Source organism: Kitasatospora nipponensis (genome assembly GCF_039528135.1).
GTDB lineage: Bacteria > Actinomycetota > Actinomycetes > Streptomycetales > Streptomycetaceae > Kitasatospora > Kitasatospora nipponensis.
This window is the reverse complement of record NZ_BAAALF010000022.1, coordinates 45,337-62,680: the sequence shown is the minus strand read 5'-3', so window position 1 is coordinate 62,680 and position 17,344 is coordinate 45,337. Positions and strand designations below refer to the sequence as shown.

The window sequence follows — 17,344 nt, the reverse complement described above, 5'->3', positions numbered from 1 at the left end:
GCCCCCGCGTCCTCGGGCGCCCACCCGGCCCCGGCCGTCCGCCCGGGCCCGGTGGCCCGCTCGGCCACCCGCAGCGCCAGCGCGGCCTTGCCCAGCGTGCGACCGCGGAACGCGACCGCGGCGAAGTGGTAGCCGAAGGCGCAGAGCACCAGGGCGCCGAAGCCCTCCTGCACGTCGAGGACGGCGGAGTGCCACAGGTGCGCCCCCACGTCGCGGCCGGCGGCGACCAGGTTCCCGTGCGAGGTGAGCAGGTCCCAGCCGCCGCGGCCGGCCAGGCCGGGCACGTCGGTGAGCAGCGCGCCGAGGCGGTGCACGGTGAGGAAGCCGAGCAGCACCGCCAGCGCCACCACCAGGGCGAAGTCGATCAGCCAGGCGAGGCCGCGCCGGCCGAGCGGGGGCCGGGCCGGATCGGATCCGGCAGCGGACGCCGACGCGGGCACGGGTGCGGGCATGGGCACGGGCGCGGAGGCGGGGTATCGGGGCACGTTCTCCCCCCAGGAGATGACGGCGCGGCAGCTGAGCAGAGCTCAGGGTAGCCGAGCCCGCCGGAGCGTCAGGAGAACGGGAGGCCGATAGGTCGGGGGCGCCAGCTAGGTTGCATTCCTATCTAGCTGATGCTGGAATATAGGTATGGCCGCAGAACGCAGATCCAGTTGGCTCAAGGGCGTCCTCGACCTCCTCGTCCTGGCAAGCCTCACCGGGGGTGAGAGCTACGGGTACGAGATCTCCAAGGCCCTGGCGGGTGCCGGGCTGGGTGAGATCAAGGGGGGAACTCTCTATCCGGTGCTCAACCGGCTGGAGGAGGCGGGCCTGCTCGTGGGGGAGTTCCGCGCCCCCGAGCGCGGCCCGGGCCGCCGCTACTACCGGCTCACCGACGGCGGCCGGCAGGCGCTGGCCGAGCAGAGCGCGTCCTGGCTGGAGTTCCACGCCGCCGTCACCACCATGCTGAACAGCGCACGTCCAGGGGGACCATCATGAGCAGCAGCGCGCACCACACCGAAGACCCGGGCGCCGCGGCCTACTTCGCCGAACTCGCCGAGCGGCTGCGGGTCGCCGGCCTGCCCGAACAGCAGGTGGCGGCGACCGTCGCCGACCTGGCCGGCTACCTGGCGGAGAGCGGATCGAGTGACGCCCACGAGGAGTTCGGCGCTCCGGACGTCTTCGCGGCCCGCCTCACCCGGGGCGGCGCCGACGCCGAGGAGCAGCCCGCCGCCGAGGCGGAGACCTGGAAGTGGGCCGCGGACGTCTACGCCGACCGCAAGTACCTCAACCGGTACGGCGACCAGGGCTGGGAGGTGCAGAGCCTCGACCGGCTGGGCCGTTTCGTCTGCCGTCGCGAGCCCGGCACCGCGCTGCGCTGGGAGTACCGGCGCGAGATCGGTGACAGTGCGGCGGCCCGGGCCTCGATCGCGGCCGAACTCGCGCCGGACGGCTGGGAGTCGTGCGGCCGCTGGCTGTACTTCCTGTACTTCAAGCGCCCGAGGGCGGCGAGCGCCGGGCCCGCCGCCGACCTCGACGAGCTGGTGGCGGCGCCGGAGCGCAGGCTCTTCCTCGGCGGCACCTACCGCGGAAAGCTGCGGCAGTTCGCGGCCGCCGCGCTGCTCTCCGGGGTGGTCAGCGGCCTGCTGGTGTACTTCCAGGGCAGCCGGATCACCGTCCCGTTCCTGGTCGGCGCGGCCGTCGCGGCCCCGGTCGGCCTGCTCCTCGGCTGGTACCGCCTCAAGCGCGAGGCGACCGCCGGCCTCGAGGACGCCTGAGGGCCGCAGGGCCTGACCACGGGGAGGCCCGAACACGGAGACCGGGGCACGGTGCGGGACGGGGGTCCACACCGTGCCCCGGTCCCGCCTCGTGCCCCGGCCGCTACCGCCTACCGCTTGGCGCTCACCGTGCCGTCCGCCCTCAGACGGCCCGGCGGCCCAGGTTCGTACGGGAGCGGGTGAACACGGTGGCGAGCAGCCAGGCGAGCAGCGGCAGCCCGACCACCAGGGCCGCCAGGTACGTCCAGGGGACCACCAGGGGGTGGGTGCCCAGCTCGATGCCGCCGATGGCCTGGACCCGCGGGCGGATGCCGAGGTTCTCGACCCGCTGGACCGCCGCGGCCGGTACGAACCCGGCCGCCGTGCCCACCAGGGCGCCCATCGCCGCCACCGCTCCGCACTGGAAGCCGGAGAGCCGGCGCCGGATCCCCGGGCCGGCGCCGACCGCCGCCAGCGTCGCCAGGTCGCCCTGGGTGTCCGCTGCCGCCAGGCCGGTCGCGATGCCGGCGGCCGCGATCGCCACCGCGGAGGCCGCGATCGCCAGTCCCAGCAGGATCGCGCCGCCCACCGGGGCCTGGTAGCCGCGCTCCACGCTCAGCTTGCCGTGCTCGCCCGCGGTGACGAGTGCGGCGGTGGCCCGCTGCTCCTCGGCCGAAGCGGGCGCGTGCGCCGGCAGCCAGGCCGAGAGGTAGGTGCCCGGGACCAGGCCGGCCGCCTGCGCCGCCTGCGGTGACAGCACCGCCCGCGCACCCGGCACCGTCGCCTTCGCCACCACCGCCGGCAGGCTGATGCTGCTGGACTCGTTGCCCTGCGGGCCGGAGGCCCCGTAGCGGGTGAGAGCGAGGGTCACCTTGCCGTCCTTGACCAGCAGCGGGTCCAGCACGACGACCTGGCCCGCGGCGAGCGCCTGGCCGGCGGCCGGGTCGTCCACCCCGAACAGGTTGTGCAGCCCGGTGGCGTCCGCACTGACCAGTTCGCGCACGACGAGCGGCGTCGGCTGGCCCGGCCGGCAGCGCGGGTCGTGGGCGATCAGCTGCTTCGCCTCCTCGGTGGTGATGGCCACGCTCGCCCAGGACTGGGTGACGTAGGCGGCGGGCGGGCAGACGTTCTCCTTGGGGGCGGTCACCTGCACCGTGCCGCAGAAGCTGCCCGGCGTGCTGTCGCACGCCCCGTAGTCGAGCACCCGCAGGTCGGCGCGCGGACCCAGCTGCGGGATGGCGTGCTCGACGGCCGCGCGCAGGCCGGCCACGTTGCCCTCCGAGCGGGCCGCGGCGCCCGCGACGGTGGCCGCCGTCGCGGGGGATCCGGCGGCCGGCCGCAGCGGGGAGGACTGCAGGACCACGGCCCCGCTCGGCGCGCTCGGCACGTAGCTCGCCCGGTCCGCCGCCTGGCTGCTGCTCTGGAAGGTCAGGACCGCGACCGCGCCCGCGACGGCCGCCATCACGGCCGCCACCGCCGGGGCGGTGCGCCCGCGGTTGCGGGCCGCGTCGCGCACGGCCAGGCGCGGGCCGAGTGGCAGGATCCGGGCGAGCTTGCCGACCAGGCTGACCAGCCACGGGGTGCAGGCGACCAGGCCGAGCTCGGCGATCGCCGAACCCGCCATGACCACGTGGGTACGGGCACCCGCCACCGCGCCGAGCAGCGCGAGCAGGGTGCCGCCCACCGCGGCGAGCGCGCCGCAGACGGTGAGCCACACCGCGGGCCGGCCGACGGTCACGCGCCCGGTGAGCGCGGAGACCACCGGCTGCCGGGCGGCCTGCACGGCCGGCACGATCGCCGCCAGCAGCGCGGTCAGCACGCCGACCGCCACGATGCCCAGCAGATCGGCCGGCTCCAGCGCGAAGTGGCCGAACCGGGCGCCCGAGCGGGCCTCCAGCCAGGAGCGGCCCAGCGCCACGACGAGCGCGCCGCCCGCCGTGCCGAGCAGGGCGCCGATGGCGCCGAGCACCAGGCCCGAGGCCAGCACCACCCGGCGGATCTGCGGACGGTCACCGCCGCAGGCGGCGACCAGGGCCAGCTGGCGGCGCGAGCGCCGGGCGCCGACCGCGAAGGCCGGGCCGGCGAGCAGCACGATCTCCAGCAGGGCCATGCCGGCGACGGTGCCGGCCACGGTCGACGACTTGAGCGCGGCGGAGTCGTCCGCGGACAGCTCGCTGTCGCCCTGGTAGAGCGGGACCGCGCTCCGGTCCGGCGGGTCGGCGAGGACCGCGCGCGAGGCCACCGTGAAGCCGTAGCCGTTGGCGCGCTGCACCGCCTGCCAGTCGAAGGCGGCGTGCCCGGGCAGCGAGACCAGGAAGTCGTGCGCACCGGCGGTCGCGTCCTGGCCGTTGTCGCCCGGCTGACCGCTGTCGCCTGTCTGGCCGCCGGGGGCCGGCTGGCCGGCCTGGCCCGACCTGACCCGCTCCGCGGCGGTGAGCAGGGCGCTCAACTCGCCCGGCCGGCCGACCAGTCGGTCCACCTTCAGGTCGTTGGGGAACTCCACCGCGGCGGTGATCCGCAGCGGCTGGTCGGTGTCCGTGAGCGTGGTGCTCTGGCCGACCTTCAGGCCGGCGTCGGCCAGGAACGCGGTGCTGGCCGCGACCTCGTGCGGGGCGGTGGGCCAGCTGCCCTGACGGAGGGTGGCGATGCCGTGGGAGGTCGGGTCGGCCAGGTCCAGGCCCCAGGTCTGCACGCGCACCTGGCCGTAGGAGGTGCTGGTCAGGCTGAGGGTGTTCGGGTTCTCGACCGGCAGGGTCCGGGCCCCGGGCGGCAGCGCCTCCTTGACCAACTGCTCCAGCGGCTCGGCGGCGCGGGCCGCCTCCTGCTCGGTGGGCACCGGGGTGGCGCCGGTCCGGGAGAGCACCTTGGTGCTGGTGGGATCGGGGGCGGGGGCCTGCTGCAGGCGCCAGCCGGCCTGCACGGTGCTGACGTACGCGTCGGCGGCGCCCATCAGCCGGGTGCTGGTCTCCTGCGGGGAGAGGTGGGTGCTGCGGACCACCACGTCGGCGCCGGTGACCCCGACCACCGGCAGGGCGATCATGGCGACGATCAGGAGGCTGCGGCCCTTGGCCCGCAGGGCGTCTCGGCGGGCGATGCGCAGGGCGGCCCGCCAGGCGGAGCGGCTCATCCGCGCGGCCCCGTCGTGCCGGCCGGCGTCATGCCGGTGAGCCCGCTCGCGCCCTGCCCGGCGCGCTCCTCGACCACCAGGCCGTCGCTCAGGTGGACGACCCGGTCGGCCCACTGCGCGTGGCGGGGGTCGTGGGTGACCATGACGGCCGCCGCCCCGGCGTCGCAGCGCCCGCGCAGCACGGCCAGCACCGCCTCCCCGGTCGTCGAGTCGAGGGCGCCGGTGGGCTCGTCGGCCAGCACCAGGCGCCGGTCGCCGATCAGGGCCCGGGCGATGGCGACCCGCTGCTGCTGGCCGCCGGACATCTCGTCGGGGAACCGGTCGGCGAGGTCGGCGATGCCGATCTCGTCCAGCGCGGTCAGCGCCTCGGCACGGGCCTGACGGCTCGACACCCGGTCCAGCTCGCGCGGCAGCGCGACGTTCTCGGCCGCGGTCAGCGCGGGGATCAGGTTGAAGTCCTGGAAGACGTAGCCGATCGCGCGGCGGCGCACCGCGGCCAGCGCGGCCCGCGACAGGCCGCCCAGCCCCTTGCCCTCGATCAGCACCTCGCCCGAGGAGGCGCTGTCCAGCCCGCCGGCCAGCGTGAGCAGCGTGGACTTGCCCGAGCCGCTGGGGCCCATCACCGCGACGAACTCGCCGGGTCGGACCGTCAGGTCCACGCTGCGCAGCGCGTGCACCTGCGCCTCGCCCTGGCCGTGCACGCGGGAGACCTCGCGCAGCTCCAGGACCGCCCCCTCGGTCTCGCGCAGATGTGTGACTGTCACTCGTCGGCCCTCTTTCGTTCGTCGCCGTGCGGGTGGGCCGTTCCGTCCCCGCCCCGGCCCGCCGTTCGCGGAGCCCGGGCACAGCGCTGCGGCGCCCCCCTGAACCGGAGCCGCGCGCGGGAGATGACGGCAGGTCACCGCCGGGACGGAGCCGGTCGGTGTGACCGCCGGCCCGCTTACATACTGGGTATGTATACCCGGTATGTAGGTCGGCATCAAGGCCGGACCCTTTTCCCCAGGCGCCGGGAAGAGTTCCCCTATCGATCGGGAAGGGCGGCTCCCTAGCCTTCAGCCATCGCTCGGCCGACGCCCGCGACCGTGGCCGCACCATCGCTGCGACCGCGCCGGAACCGGCGCTCCGCCCAGGGGATCGCTGTCATCGAGGGGGAAGTGTGGCTGCCCAGGAGGTTGGTAGTACGGCGAGCGGTGCGGGACCGGCGCGGCAGCGCCCGACCGGGCGGCTGATGGTGATCGCCCCCGGCCCGACCGCCAACGGCGACCTGCACCTGGGCCACCTGGCCGGCCCCTTCCTGGCCGCCGACATCTGCGCGCGCCACGCCCGCGCCGCCGGTCAGGACGTGCTCTTCGGCACCGGCGTGCACTTCACCCAGAACTACATCGTCACCACCGCGCGCCGCCTGGGCGTGCGACCGGAGGACCTGCGGGTGCGCGCCGGCGCCGAGGTCGAGCAGACGCTGGCGGCGATGGCCGTCACGCCCGACGGCTTCGTCCAGTTCGACGAGCGCTACGTCGCCACCGTGCGGGCCTTCTTCGAGCGGCTGCACGGGCGCGGCCTGCTGCGCCTGCGACCGGTGGCCTTCCCCTACGCGCCGCGCACCGGGGAGTTCCTGACCGACGCCTACGTGCGCGGCGGCTGCCCGGTCTGCCTGGCCGACGGCTGCGCCGGGCTCTGCGAGACCTGCGGGACCTGGATCGCCTCCGGTGAGCTGATCGACCCGCAGTCGACCCTGCACCCCGGGGACCCGGTCGAGCTGCGCGAGCGGCAGGTGCTGGTGCTGCCGCTGGAGGAGCACCGCGCGGCGCTGACGGAGTACTTCGCGGCCCAGCGCGCCACGATGCGCCCGCGGCTGGCGCAGCAGGTCGAGGAGGTGCTCGCCCGGCCGCTGCCGGACTACCCCGTCACGCTGCCGATCAGCTGGGGCATCCCCGCGCCGTTCCCCGAGGTCCAGGGCCAGGTGATCTACTCGGACGCCGAGACCATCGCCTGGAGCATGCACTGCACGGCGCTGGCCGCCGGGCGGCGCGGGCCGCGGAGCGCCGACGACGACGAGGAGTCGTGGCGCGCGGGCAGCGGCACCAGGGTCGCGTACTTCTTCGGTTCGGACGCCGGCTTCGCCTTCGCCGTGGTCGGGGTCGCGATGCTGCTCGCGCTCGGCGACCGGGTGCTGCCCGAGCAGTTCGTCACCAACGAGTTCTACGAGCTGGACAACGACAAGTTCTCCACCAGCCGCGGCCACGTGGTGACCGGGCGGCAGCTGGCCGCCGAGGTCCCCCGCGACCTGATCCGGTTCTACCTGGCCGCCACCAGCCCGGAGTTCCAGCGCACCAACTTCACCCGCGACTCGCTCGTGCGGGTCACCGGCTCGCGGCTCGTGCAGCCGTGGAACCGGGTGGTGGACAAGGTCGACGCCTGGGCCGGGCGCGGGCCGCTGCCGGTCTCCGCGCAGTCGCGGCAGGCGGCCACCCGGATCGTGGAGCGCTTCGCCGCGGCCTGCGAGCTGCGCCGCTTCAGCCTGAACGCGGCGGCCTTCACGCTCACCGAGCAACTGGCGCGCCTGGACGGGTGGCAGGTGACGCCCGAGCGGGCCGGCGACTTCTGCCACGAGGTGGACGTCTTCCTGCGCTGCGCGGCGCCGATCCTCGTCGACCTCGCCGACAAGGCGCTGCCCGACCTCGCGATCCCGGCCCGGCCGCAGGCCTTGACGGTGACCCCCGGATGGTTGCCGCGGCTGGCCGAGTCCGCGCGGTGAGCGGGCCGGCCGCCGGTCGAGGGGTTCGCCAGGTGGTGGTCGTGGGCGCGGGGGTCAGCGGCCTGCTGACCGCGCTGGAGTGCGCGCTCGCCGGTCACCGGGTGACCGTGCTGGACCGCGGCCCGATCCCCAACCCGGCCGCCGGCTCGTACGACCAGCACCGGGTGATGCGGGTGTTCGTGCCGGACGACCCGGTGGCGACCGGGCAGCGGCTGGCCGCGCACCACCGCTGGCTGGAGCTGGAGACCCTGCTGGGCACCGCCTTCTACCGGCGGGTCGGCGTGCTCACCGGCTGGCCCCGTGAGCGGGTCGCGCAGGTGTCGGCGCAGGCGGCCGCGGCGGGCGTGCCGCTGCGGGAGGCCGAACCGGCGCAGCTGGCGCAGCTCGAACTGCCGGCCGGCGTGGTGGGTCTGCGGGAGCCGGTCGCCGGCGTGCTGCTGGCGCAGCGGGTGCTGCGGGCGGCGGCGCGGTGGCTCGCCGGGCACGGCGCGGTGACGCTGCGGCCGGGCTGCGCGGTGACCGGGGTCGACACCGAGCGTGCGGCGGTCGTGCTGGCCGACGGCGAACGGCTCGGCGCCGACCTGGTGCTGGTCGCGGCCGGTGCCTGGGGCCGGGACCTGGTGGCGCACCCGGTGGTGCTGCACCGCCAGACGATGCTCTACCTGTGGCCGCCGGAGCAGCTGCTGCGCTGGTGGCGCGGTGCGCCGGCGGCCGGCGGGCTCGGCGCGGACGGGCGGGCCTGGGCGGTGCCGCCGGGCGACGGCACCTTCCTGAAGATCAGCTCCGACGCGGTCCGCCGCGAGGTGGCCGACGCCCGCAGCGAGGCCGAGAGCCAGGCGCCCTGGGTCGAGCAACTGCTCGGCGCGGCCGTGCTCGCCGGCATGGACCGCTACCGGGTGGCGGCGGTGAAGGCCTGCCACTACGTGACCGACGCGGCCACCGGCGGGGCGCTGCTCACCCGGGTGGGGCCGGCGGTCTGGTCGCGGGCGGCCTGCGGCGGCAGCGGGTTCGGCACGGCCCCGCTGGTCGCGCGAGAGATTGTCGATGCGTTGAGGGAGAGGGCGGCATGAACGACGATGACCCGATCGGGGTGTTCGCCACACTGAGGGCGACCCCGACTCCGGTGCGCTACCTGCTCGGTGGCGTGCTGATCAACCAACTGGGCGCGTTCGTCCAGACCTTCCTCCTGCTGTACCTGACCGTCCGGGGGCACTCGGTCACCGCGGCGGGCCTGTGCCTGGTGGCGTACAGCGCGGGATCGGTGGTCGGCACGCTGCTGGGCGGGGAGTTCACCCAGCGGTTCGGCCCGCGCGGCACCATCGTGCTGGCCATGGGCACCTCGGCCCCGCTGGTGGCCTCCATCTCCTGGCTGAGCCGGCCGGGGCTGTTCGGGCTGCTGCTGGTGGTGGTCGCGCTCGCCGGCCTGTGCACCCAGGCGTACCGGCCGGCGGCCGCCGTGCTGCTCAGCGACCTGATGCCGGAGCGGTTCCAGGTCATGGCGTTCTCCATGATGCGGATCGCCCTGAACACCGGTGCCGCGCTGGCGCCACTGATCGCGGCGGGGCTGATCCTGCTCGACTGGAACGCGCTCTTCTGGGTCGACGGCGCCACCGCGCTGCTCTACGCGGCGCTGGCCTTCGCGCTGCTGCCGCGCGCGCACGGGCCGGCGCAGGACGAGGCGGCGCAGGACGAGGCGGCGCAGGACGAGGCGCAGGCCGGTGGGGCCGCTCGGGACGGCGGGGCGGTGAGCGGGCGCGCGGTGTACGCCGCGATGCTGCGCGACCGGCGGTTCCTCTTCTTCCTGACCTCCGTGCTGATCGGCACGATCACCTACACGCAGTCCACCATCGCGCTGCCGCTGGAGGTGGTCGCGGACAAGTACCCGACCGGCCTGTACAGCGCCGTGCTGACGCTCTCGTCCGTCGTGCTGATCACCTGCGAGCTGAAGATCACCACGTACATCACCCGGATGCCGACGCATCTGGCGGTGATCATCGGCCACGTGGTCAACGCGCTCGGCTTCGTGGTCTACGCGCTCGCCGCCCGCTCCGGGGCGTTCGTGCTGATCGGCGCGGTGCTCGCGGTGAGCGGGCTGATGATCGCCGGGCCCAGCATGTTCGCCCACCCCGCGACCTTCCCGGCCGCCCGCAAGGCCCGCTACATCGGCACCATGCAGGCGGTGGCCGGCCTGGCCTCGGCGATCGGGCCGCTCTTCGGGGTGTACGCCTGGAGCCGGCTCGGCAGCGGCTTCTGGGTGCTCTGCGGGGCGCTCACCGGTGTCGCCGGGCTGCTCGCCTGGGCGGGTCTGAAGCGGGCGGTCGAGGTGGACCCGGGCGCGGCGGCGGACCCGAGCGCCGAGGGGGAGCCGGAGCCGGTCGGGGGCCGGGCGTGAGCGGGCAACCGGTGGGCGCGACGTCGAGGGACGGCCAACCGGCGCCCGGGCGTCCGGTGTTGGTGGTCGGCTTCGTGGGCGTCACGCTCGCGGCGATCGGCACCTTCCAGCCGGATGACTCGGTGATCTACATCGAGGAGCCGGACGTCGTGCGCAAGCGACACGTCCGCGAGGCGCTCGAAAAGGTGCCGTTCGCCCGCGAGTTGATCGAGTGGGAGTACCACCTGGAGGGCCGGGCCGACGAGTTCTACCTGGCCCACCGGGACCTCGACCCCCTCGCGGTGGTGCCGGCCATCGAGTACGCGACGCCGTTCGCCGCCCGGCTCGCGGAGCGCTACGGCCTGCCCGGCGCGACGCTGGGCGCCGCGCGGATCCTGCGGGACAAGGCGCTGTTGCGGCAGGTCAGCGCCGCCGCCGGGATCGCCAACCCGGCCAGCGTCCGGGTGCGCGACGCCGAGGAGGTACGGGAGTTCCTGGCCCGCGGGACCGGGCCGATCGTGCTCAAGCCGGCCAACCGCCAGGCGTCGGTGGGCACCCAGGTGATCCACCACGCGGCCGAGGTCGAGTCGGCCTGGTCGGCCTGCCTCGCCCAGGACGAGGGCGTCTTCGTCCCCGACCGGCCCATCGAGCTGTCCATGCTGGCCGAGGAGTACGTGGCGGGCGAGGAGTTCAGCGTCGAGATGCTGGTGCGGGCCGGCGGCGCGCTCTTCGTCAACGTCACCGGCAAGCAACTGGTGCCCGGGGCGCGGCCGGTGGAGCTGGCGCACATCGTGCCCGCCGACATCCCCGGAGAGTTGGCGACGCTGCTCGGCCGGCAGACCGCCCAGGTGGTCGAGGCGGTCGGTTTCCGCGACGGGATCGTGCACTGCGAGTGGATCGTCTCGCACGGCGTGCCCCACCTGGTGGAGTGCGCGGGGCGGCTGGCCGGCGACGGCATCGTCGACATCATCGAACTGGCCTATCCGGTGGAACTCCTGCGCTGCTACTACGCGGTGATGCAGGGCCGGGAGCTGCCGGGGGAGCTGCCCCGGCAGGCCGCCGGCGGTGCGGCGGTGCGCTTCCTGACCACCGAGCCGGGCGTCGTCGAGGGCGTGCGGGGCCTCGAGGAGGCCCGCCGGGCGGCCGGGGTGGTGCTGGTCGACGTCGCGCTCGCGCCCGGTGACAGCTTCGCCGGGCTGCGCAGCTCGTGGGACCGGGTGGGCATCGTGATGGTCACCGCCGACAGTCCGGCCGAGGCGCTGCGGCGCGCCGAGGCCGCCGCCGGCCTGGTCCGGATCGACCTGCGGGCGCCGCTGACGGGAACGGGAACGGAGATTCCCGGGCGATAGGGAACGGTTCCCCTATAGGACGGGAATAGCCACTCTCTAGCCTGATGGCGCTGCGTCCGGCGGGCCGGAAAAGGCCCGCCGGTGCGACCGGTTCGACGTATTCCGCTGTTGTCCGCGCACGGTGTCGCTCTCATCGAGGGGGAAATGTGGCTGACCGAGAGGTCGGAGTTCTGGCGATCGGCGCGGGTCCGGCGAACCTGGCGCTGGCAGCGGCCGTCGAGGAGTCGGGGTCGGACGAACTGGCTGATGAAACACTGCTGTTGGAGCAGTTCCCGGACACCAAGTGGCAGCGCAACCTGCTGATGCCCTGGGCCCGCAGCCAGGTGTCCTTCCTCAAGGACCTGGTGACGCTGCGCAATCCGCGCAGCCGGTTCTCGTTCCTGAGTTTCCTGCACGGGCAGGGCCGGCTCGACCAGTTCGTGAACCTGGGGACCTTCCACCCGTTCCGCTGGGAGTTCTCGGAATACCTGCAATGGGTGGCCGGATCGCTGGAGCGGGTGGGAATCCGCTACGGCGCCCAGGCGGTGCGGATCGACCCCGTGCGGGACGCGCAGGGGGTGGTCACCGGCTGGACCGTGCTCCTCGCGGACGGCGACACCGTGCGCTGCCGCGACCTGGTGGTCGGCGGCGGGCGCGACCCGCGCGTGCCGGAGGTGTTCGCCGGCCTGCCCGCCGAGCGGGTGATCCACAGCGCGCACTACCTCACCCGGATCGCGCAGCTGCCCAAGGAGGCGCCGACCAGGGCCGTGGTGATCGGCGGGGCGCAGAGCGCCGCGGAGATCTTCTTCGCGCTGCACGAGGACCTGCCCGCCAGCCGGCTGACCATGGTGGTGCGGTCGGTGGCCCTGCAGAACTACCAGACCAGCAAGTTCATGAACGAGCTGTTCTTCCCCTCGTACGTGGACGAGTTCTACGACAGTCCGGCCGAGGTCCGCGCGCAGATCCTGGACGACATGCGCTTCACCAACTACGCCGGGCTCGCCCCGCCGTTCCTGGACGAGCTGTACACCATGCTCTACCGCCAGCGGATGCTCGGCCCGCAGCGCTCCAGCGTGCGGGCGATGACCGAGGTGGTGGCCGCCCGGGTCGAGGGCGAGGGCGCGGGGGAGGAGATCGTGCTGGACCTGCGTGACGGCAGGAGTGGCAAAGTCGAGCCGCTGGCCTGCGACCTGGTCCTGCTCGGTACCGGCTATGACTCCCAGATGCCGACCCTGGTACGGGAGTTGGCCCAGCGGATGGCGCTGGAGGAGATCGCGGTCAGCCGCTCCTACCGGGTCGACCTCGGCGCGTCGGCCCGCGGCGCGCTCTACCTCCAGGGCGTCAACGAGCAGACCCACGGCATCGCCGACTCGCTGATCAGCGTGCTCGCCCACCGCTCGCACGACATCGTCACCGACCTGCTGGCCCGCCGCGCCGTCCCGAGCAGAGGAGCCCTCTGATGCCCCACCAGTCGCAAGCCCCGGGAGGAGAGGCATGAGCACCGGCAACGGTGTGCTGCTGGTGATCGGCAGCGGGCTGAAGGTCTACCGCGAGTACCTGGTCGCACCGATCCACCGCCGGGCCCGCGCGGCCGGCCTGGACCTGGTGCTGGTCAACAACCTCAAACCCACCTGGCAGCGCGAGTACTTCGACGAGGTCGTGGTGGCCAACGTCTTCGACACCGAGGTGATGGGCGCCGCGGTGCGCGAGGTGGCCGGGCGCCGCACGGTCGTGGGCCTGCTCTGCTGGGACGAGCCGCTGGTGCTGGACGCCGGCCTGCTGGCCGCCGAGCTGGGCGTGCCGGGCCTGTCCGCGTCCGGCGTGCGCGGCTGCCGGGACAAGGAGCGCACCCGGGCCGAGCTCACCGCCGCGGGCCTGCACCAGCCGGGTTTCGAGCTGACCACCACCGTCGAGCAGGCCAGGGCGGCGGCCGCCCGGATCGGCTACCCGGTGGTCATCAAGCCCCGCGCGATGGGCGCCAGCATCGGCGTCGTCTTCGCGGCCGACGAGGCCGAACTGGACCGCGCCTTCGAGGTCGCGCTCGCCGCCAGCCGGGTCGACCCGGGGCCCTACCGCGCCAGCGCCATCGTGGAGGCGTACGCGCCCGGCCCGGAGATCAGCGTGGACGGCGCGGTGTACAAGGGCGAGTACCTGCCGATGTTCCTGGCCCGCAAGCAGAGCAGCGACCACCCCTACTTCGAGGAGGTCGGGCACCTGGTGGACGCGGGCGACCCGCTGCTGGAGGACCACGAGCTGATGAGCACCGTGGCCCGGGCGCACCGGGCGCTGGGCATCGAGGACGGCATCACCCACAGCGAGGTCCGGTTGACCGACCGCGGGCCGCTGATCATCGAGATCAACGGCCGGCTCGGCGGCGACCTGATCCCCTTCCTCGGACGGACCGCCACCGGCATCGAGCCCGGCGAGGTGCTCTTCGACGTGGCCACCGGGCAGCGCCCGGACACCACTGCGACCCGGCGCGCGGTGGCCGGCATCCGCTTCGGGTACCCCGAGCAGGACTGCCTGCTGCGCTCGGTCGTGGTGCCGACCGCGGCACCGGGCCTGGTCGCGGCGGCGCCGATGGCCGAGCCCGGCACCACGCTGCGGCTGCCGCCGCGCGGCTACCTGGCCCGGCACTCGTTCGTGGTGTGCGAGGCCGAGGACACCGGGAGCTGCCTGGACCGGCTGGCGGTGGCCGCCGCCCTGGTGACGGTGGAGGCCGAGCCGGTCGGGCCGCCCGCGCCGGACGCGCCCTTCGCGATGCCGGCCGGGCTGCTGGACGTGGACGAGTGAGCGGCGCGGACGTCGAGTCGAAGGGCGCGGAGATGACGATGGAGCAGCAGGAGGCGGCCGCGATGCCGCAGAACGCGGCGGAGCTGCTGGCCCGGGCCAGGGCGCTCGCCCCGGTGCTGCGCGAGCGGGCCGAGTCCATCGAGCAGGCGCGCCGGCTGCCGGCGGACCTGGTCGAGCTGCTGCGCGAGGCCGGGGTCTTCCGGACCAGCGTGGACCGCGCCGACGGCGGCCTGGAGCTGACCTCGGTGGAGCAGGTCGAGGTCGTCGAGGCGCTGGCCCACGGCGACGCCTCCGCCGCCTGGTGCGCGGCGATCGGCGCGAACACCGGGATCTACCGGGCCTTCCTGGACCCGGCGGTGGCCGGCAAGCTCTTCCCCGGTCCCGACCTGATCACCGCCGGGGCGCTGCAGCCGGCCGGCCGCGCCGAGTGGGTGCCCGACGGCAGCGGCTTCCGGCTCACCGGCCGCTGGTCGTTCGGCAGCGGGATCGCCCACAGCGACTGGGTGACCTCGGGGGCCTTCGTCTACCGGGACGGGCGGCCCTACGCGAGCCCGGACGGCAGCAACCCGCACGAGTCGCGGCAGTTCCTGGTGCCCCGCGCGCAGGTCGAGGTGGTCGACAACTGGCGGACCACCGGCCTGTGCGGGACCGGCAGCAGCGACTACACGATCACCGACGTGTTCGTGCCCGAGGAGCACACCTTCACCTTCGACGCCGTGCGCGGCCGGCCGGGCCCGCTCGCCCAGCCGGACGCCTTCCTGCGCACCCTGTGCGGCGTGCCGCTGGGCGTGGCCCGCGCCGCGCTGGACCACGCGCGCGAGGTCGCGCTCACCCGGGTGGACGGGATGACCGGGGTGGCCTGGGCGGACAGCTACCGGGTGCAGGTCACCCTCGCCCAGTGCGAGGCGGACTTCGCCGCCACCCGCAACGGGGTGTACGGGGCCATGCGCCGCCAGTGGGAGGTGCTGGCCGCCGGCGGGACGCTGGACGACCTCACCGTGCACGAGCGCGCCGCCTCCCCGCTGGCCTGGCTGCACGCCTTCCGCACCGCGCGCTCGATCGTCGACCGGCTCTACGACCTGCTCCAGACCTGGTCCATCAACCGGCCCTCGCCGATGGACCGTTGGCTGCGGGACACGGCCACCATGTGCCAGAACCTCAGCGCCCAGGACGCCGTCCTCGAGACGGTCGGCGCCTACCTGCTGGACCGCACCCCCAAGCTCCGGATCTGCCTCGGCATCGTCGACTAGCGCCTCTCGTACAGCCCTGACCCGCTCCCACCCGTTCCCGGCCACAGGAGAAGATCCCGATGAGCAGAGGTCTAGTGCTGCTGGTCAACCCCAACAAGGTGCACCCGCCGATCGCGCCGTACGCGCTCGACGTGCTCACCACCTCACTGGAGGCCGCCGGCTTCGAGGTCGAGGTCCTCGACCTCACCTTCCACCGGGAGGACTGGAAGTCGCACGTCAGCGAGTACTTCGCGCTGCGCAGACCGGTGCTCGTCGGCGTCACCATCCGCAACACCGACACGGTGTACGCCTTCGAGCAGCGCCCGTTCGTCGGCGAGCACAAGGAGATCATCACCGAGATCATGCGGCTGACCGACGCGCCGATCGTCGGTGGCGGCATCGGCTTCTCCACCATGCCCTTCGCCCTGGTCGACTACTTCGGCATCGACTTCGGCGTCAAGGGACCGGGTGAGCTGATCATCTGCGACCTGGCCGACGCGCTGGTCACCGGGCGCGACACCGCCACCGTGGCCGGCCTGATCCGCAACCTGCCGCAGGGGATCAGCCGGGTGGCACCCGCGGCCCTGACCGTTCCCGCGGGCGCGGAGGGGACCGGTGTCGGGGCGGGCGCCCGTACCGCGCTGCCGCTGGCCGGCGGGCAGCACGAGGACCGGGTCTGGCAGGTCGACCGGACCGGCAGCTACCTGCGCCGTTCCGGCGTGCCGTACAAGGTGGACAACCTGCTCTACTACCAACGCGGCGGCCTGGCCGGCATCCTGACGAAGAACGGCTGCGCCTACCGCTGCGCGCACTGCGTGGAGCCGGACGCCAAGGGCATCCGGTTCGGTCGCCGCGACGTGGCCGCGGTGGTCGACGAGATGCAGTCGCTGGCCGCCCAGGGCATCCTCGACCAGCACACCACGGACAGCGAGTTCAACCTCTCCATCGCGCACGCGAAGAACCTGCTGCGCGAGATCGTCCGGCGCAAGCACGCCGACGCCGACAACCCGCTGAACGCGTTGCGGCTCTGGGTCTACTGCCAACCCACCCCGTTCGACGAGGAGTTCGCCGAGTTGCTGGCCGCCGCCGGCTGCCGCGGGGTGAACGTCGGCTCCGACCACGTGCGCGCGGACCTGCTGCGGGACTGGAAGGTCACCGGCAAGGGCACGAGCTACTACACGTTCGCCGACACCGAGAAGCTGGTCCGGCTCTGCCACCAGCACGGCATGCTGACCATGGTCGAGGCGCTCTTCGGGATGCCCGGCGAGACGCCGCAGAGCATCCGCGAGTGCGTCGCCGCGTTCATGGCGCTCGACGCCACCGTGACCGGATTCTCGCTGGGGCTGCGGCTGTTCCCCTACACCCCGATGGGCGCCGCGATGGCGGAGCAGTGCGACGGCGTCCGCACGATGCCCGGCCTGCAGTCCAACACCGCCACCGGGCCGATCGTGCTCAAGCCGTTGGCCAAGTGCTCCGGACCGGTGGAGTACGAGCGGCAGTTCATGTTCGACGAGCAGGGCAACTTCCGCCTGGTCTGCTACTTCTCGCCGGAGCTGGCCGAGGACGCCGCGACGCTCGACGAGCCGACCGGGCGGTGGAGCCGCACGGTGGACCTGCTCTGGGAGCTGATCGACCCCGCCGACCACCACCGGGTGATGCTGCCGACGCTGTCGGGCTCCAGCGAGCACGACAACAACTACGCGGACAACCCGTTCCTGACCAGCCTCAGCGGGCTGGGCTACACCGGGGCCTTCTGGGCGCACTGGCAGGACCGGGCGGCGATCCTGCGCCAGGCCCAGCAGGTCGGCATGATCGAGACCGCGGGCTCCTGAGACACCGCGAAGGGCGCCTGCCGGTGCGCCGCCGACCTGCGCGGCAGGTGCGTTCGAGTGCTCGCGCGACTACAGACAGGGCTGCCCGGTGCCCGATAACATGTCCGCACCAAGCGCCACTTGATGGTCCATGCGACGCATTCCACGCCGATCGACTCAGCGCTTCCCGCAGT

13 protein-coding genes are annotated in these 17,344 nt (G+C 74.1%); 10 read left to right on the top strand and 3 right to left on the bottom strand.

The features are described 5' to 3' along the window. Positions 1-440: RDD family protein (locus ABD323_RS09585; protein ID WP_344440829.1), on the bottom strand; the 440-nt coding region annotated here is incomplete at its 3' end. 190 nt (positions 441-630) lie between these two features. Here ABD323_RS09585 and ABD323_RS09580 point away from each other — a divergent pair. Both ABD323_RS09580 and ABD323_RS09575 read left to right on the top strand, forming a co-directional pair. Then, positions 631-978, top strand: a complete 348-nt coding sequence (locus ABD323_RS09580; protein ID WP_344440828.1) for a PadR family transcriptional regulator — start codon at positions 631-633, stop codon at positions 976-978. Beyond that, complete coding sequence (locus ABD323_RS09575; protein ID WP_344440827.1) at positions 975-1,757, top strand: hypothetical protein; 783 nt, start codon at positions 975-977, stop codon at positions 1,755-1,757. Before ABD323_RS09580 ends, ABD323_RS09575 begins: the two co-directional genes overlap by 4 nt. A gap of 142 nt (positions 1,758-1,899) precedes the next feature. Here ABD323_RS09575 and ABD323_RS09570 read toward each other — a convergent pair whose 3' ends face one another. Both ABD323_RS09570 and ABD323_RS09565 read right to left on the bottom strand, forming a co-directional pair. Next, a complete protein-coding gene (locus tag ABD323_RS09570; RefSeq protein WP_344440826.1) occupies positions 1,900-4,863 on the bottom strand; it encodes an FtsX-like permease family protein in 2,964 nt (987 codons plus the stop codon). Beyond that, positions 4,860-5,627 carry an ABC transporter ATP-binding protein gene (locus ABD323_RS09565; RefSeq protein WP_344440825.1) on the bottom strand — a complete coding sequence of 256 codons (768 nt, stop codon included), beginning with the start codon at positions 5,625-5,627 and terminating at the stop codon, positions 4,860-4,862. The genes ABD323_RS09570 and ABD323_RS09565 overlap by 4 nt, the downstream gene beginning before the upstream one ends. Before the next feature lie 464 nt (positions 5,628-6,091). Here ABD323_RS09565 and ABD323_RS09560 point away from each other — a divergent pair, with 464 nt between their 5' ends. From ABD323_RS09560 to tsrT, 8 genes are all read left to right on the top strand, one after another. Then, a complete protein-coding gene (locus tag ABD323_RS09560) occupies positions 6,092-7,618 on the top strand; it encodes a class I tRNA ligase family protein (RefSeq protein WP_344440824.1) in 1,527 nt (508 codons plus the stop codon). 41 nt (positions 7,619-7,659) lie between these two features. Further along, positions 7,660-8,688, top strand: a complete 1,029-nt coding sequence (locus ABD323_RS09555; RefSeq protein WP_344440823.1) for an NAD(P)/FAD-dependent oxidoreductase — start codon at positions 7,660-7,662, stop codon at positions 8,686-8,688. Continuing rightward, complete coding sequence (locus ABD323_RS09550; RefSeq protein ID WP_344440822.1) at positions 8,685-10,010, top strand: MFS transporter; 1,326 nt, start codon at positions 8,685-8,687, stop codon at positions 10,008-10,010. Before ABD323_RS09555 ends, ABD323_RS09550 begins: the two co-directional genes overlap by 4 nt. Beyond that, positions 10,007-11,338 (top strand): ATP-grasp domain-containing protein, encoded by a 1,332-nt coding sequence (locus tag ABD323_RS09545; protein WP_344440821.1) that lies wholly within the window; start codon positions 10,007-10,009, stop codon positions 11,336-11,338. Before ABD323_RS09550 ends, ABD323_RS09545 begins: the two co-directional genes overlap by 4 nt. Positions 11,339-11,484: 146 nt before the next feature. Continuing rightward, the gene (locus ABD323_RS09540) at positions 11,485-12,777 is read left to right on the top strand and encodes a lysine N(6)-hydroxylase/L-ornithine N(5)-oxygenase family protein (RefSeq protein WP_344440820.1); all 1,293 of its coding nucleotides are present in this window, start codon (positions 11,485-11,487) and stop codon (positions 12,775-12,777) included. A gap of 34 nt (positions 12,778-12,811) precedes the next feature. Next, positions 12,812-14,110 carry an ATP-grasp domain-containing protein gene (locus tag ABD323_RS09535; protein ID WP_344440819.1) on the top strand — a complete coding sequence of 433 codons (1,299 nt, stop codon included), beginning with the start codon at positions 12,812-12,814 and terminating at the stop codon, positions 14,108-14,110. Then, entirely contained in the window at positions 14,107-15,360 is a 1,254-nt protein-coding gene (locus tag ABD323_RS09530) for an acyl-CoA dehydrogenase family protein (RefSeq protein ID WP_344440818.1), read from the top strand. The genes ABD323_RS09535 and ABD323_RS09530 overlap by 4 nt, the downstream gene beginning before the upstream one ends. A 59-nt stretch (positions 15,361-15,419) precedes the next feature. Continuing rightward, the gene (gene tsrT / locus ABD323_RS09525) at positions 15,420-17,171 is read left to right on the top strand and encodes a tryptophan 2-C-methyltransferase (RefSeq protein WP_344440817.1); all 1,752 of its coding nucleotides are present in this window, start codon (positions 15,420-15,422) and stop codon (positions 17,169-17,171) included. The last annotated feature ends 173 nt before the right edge of the window (positions 17,172-17,344 follow it).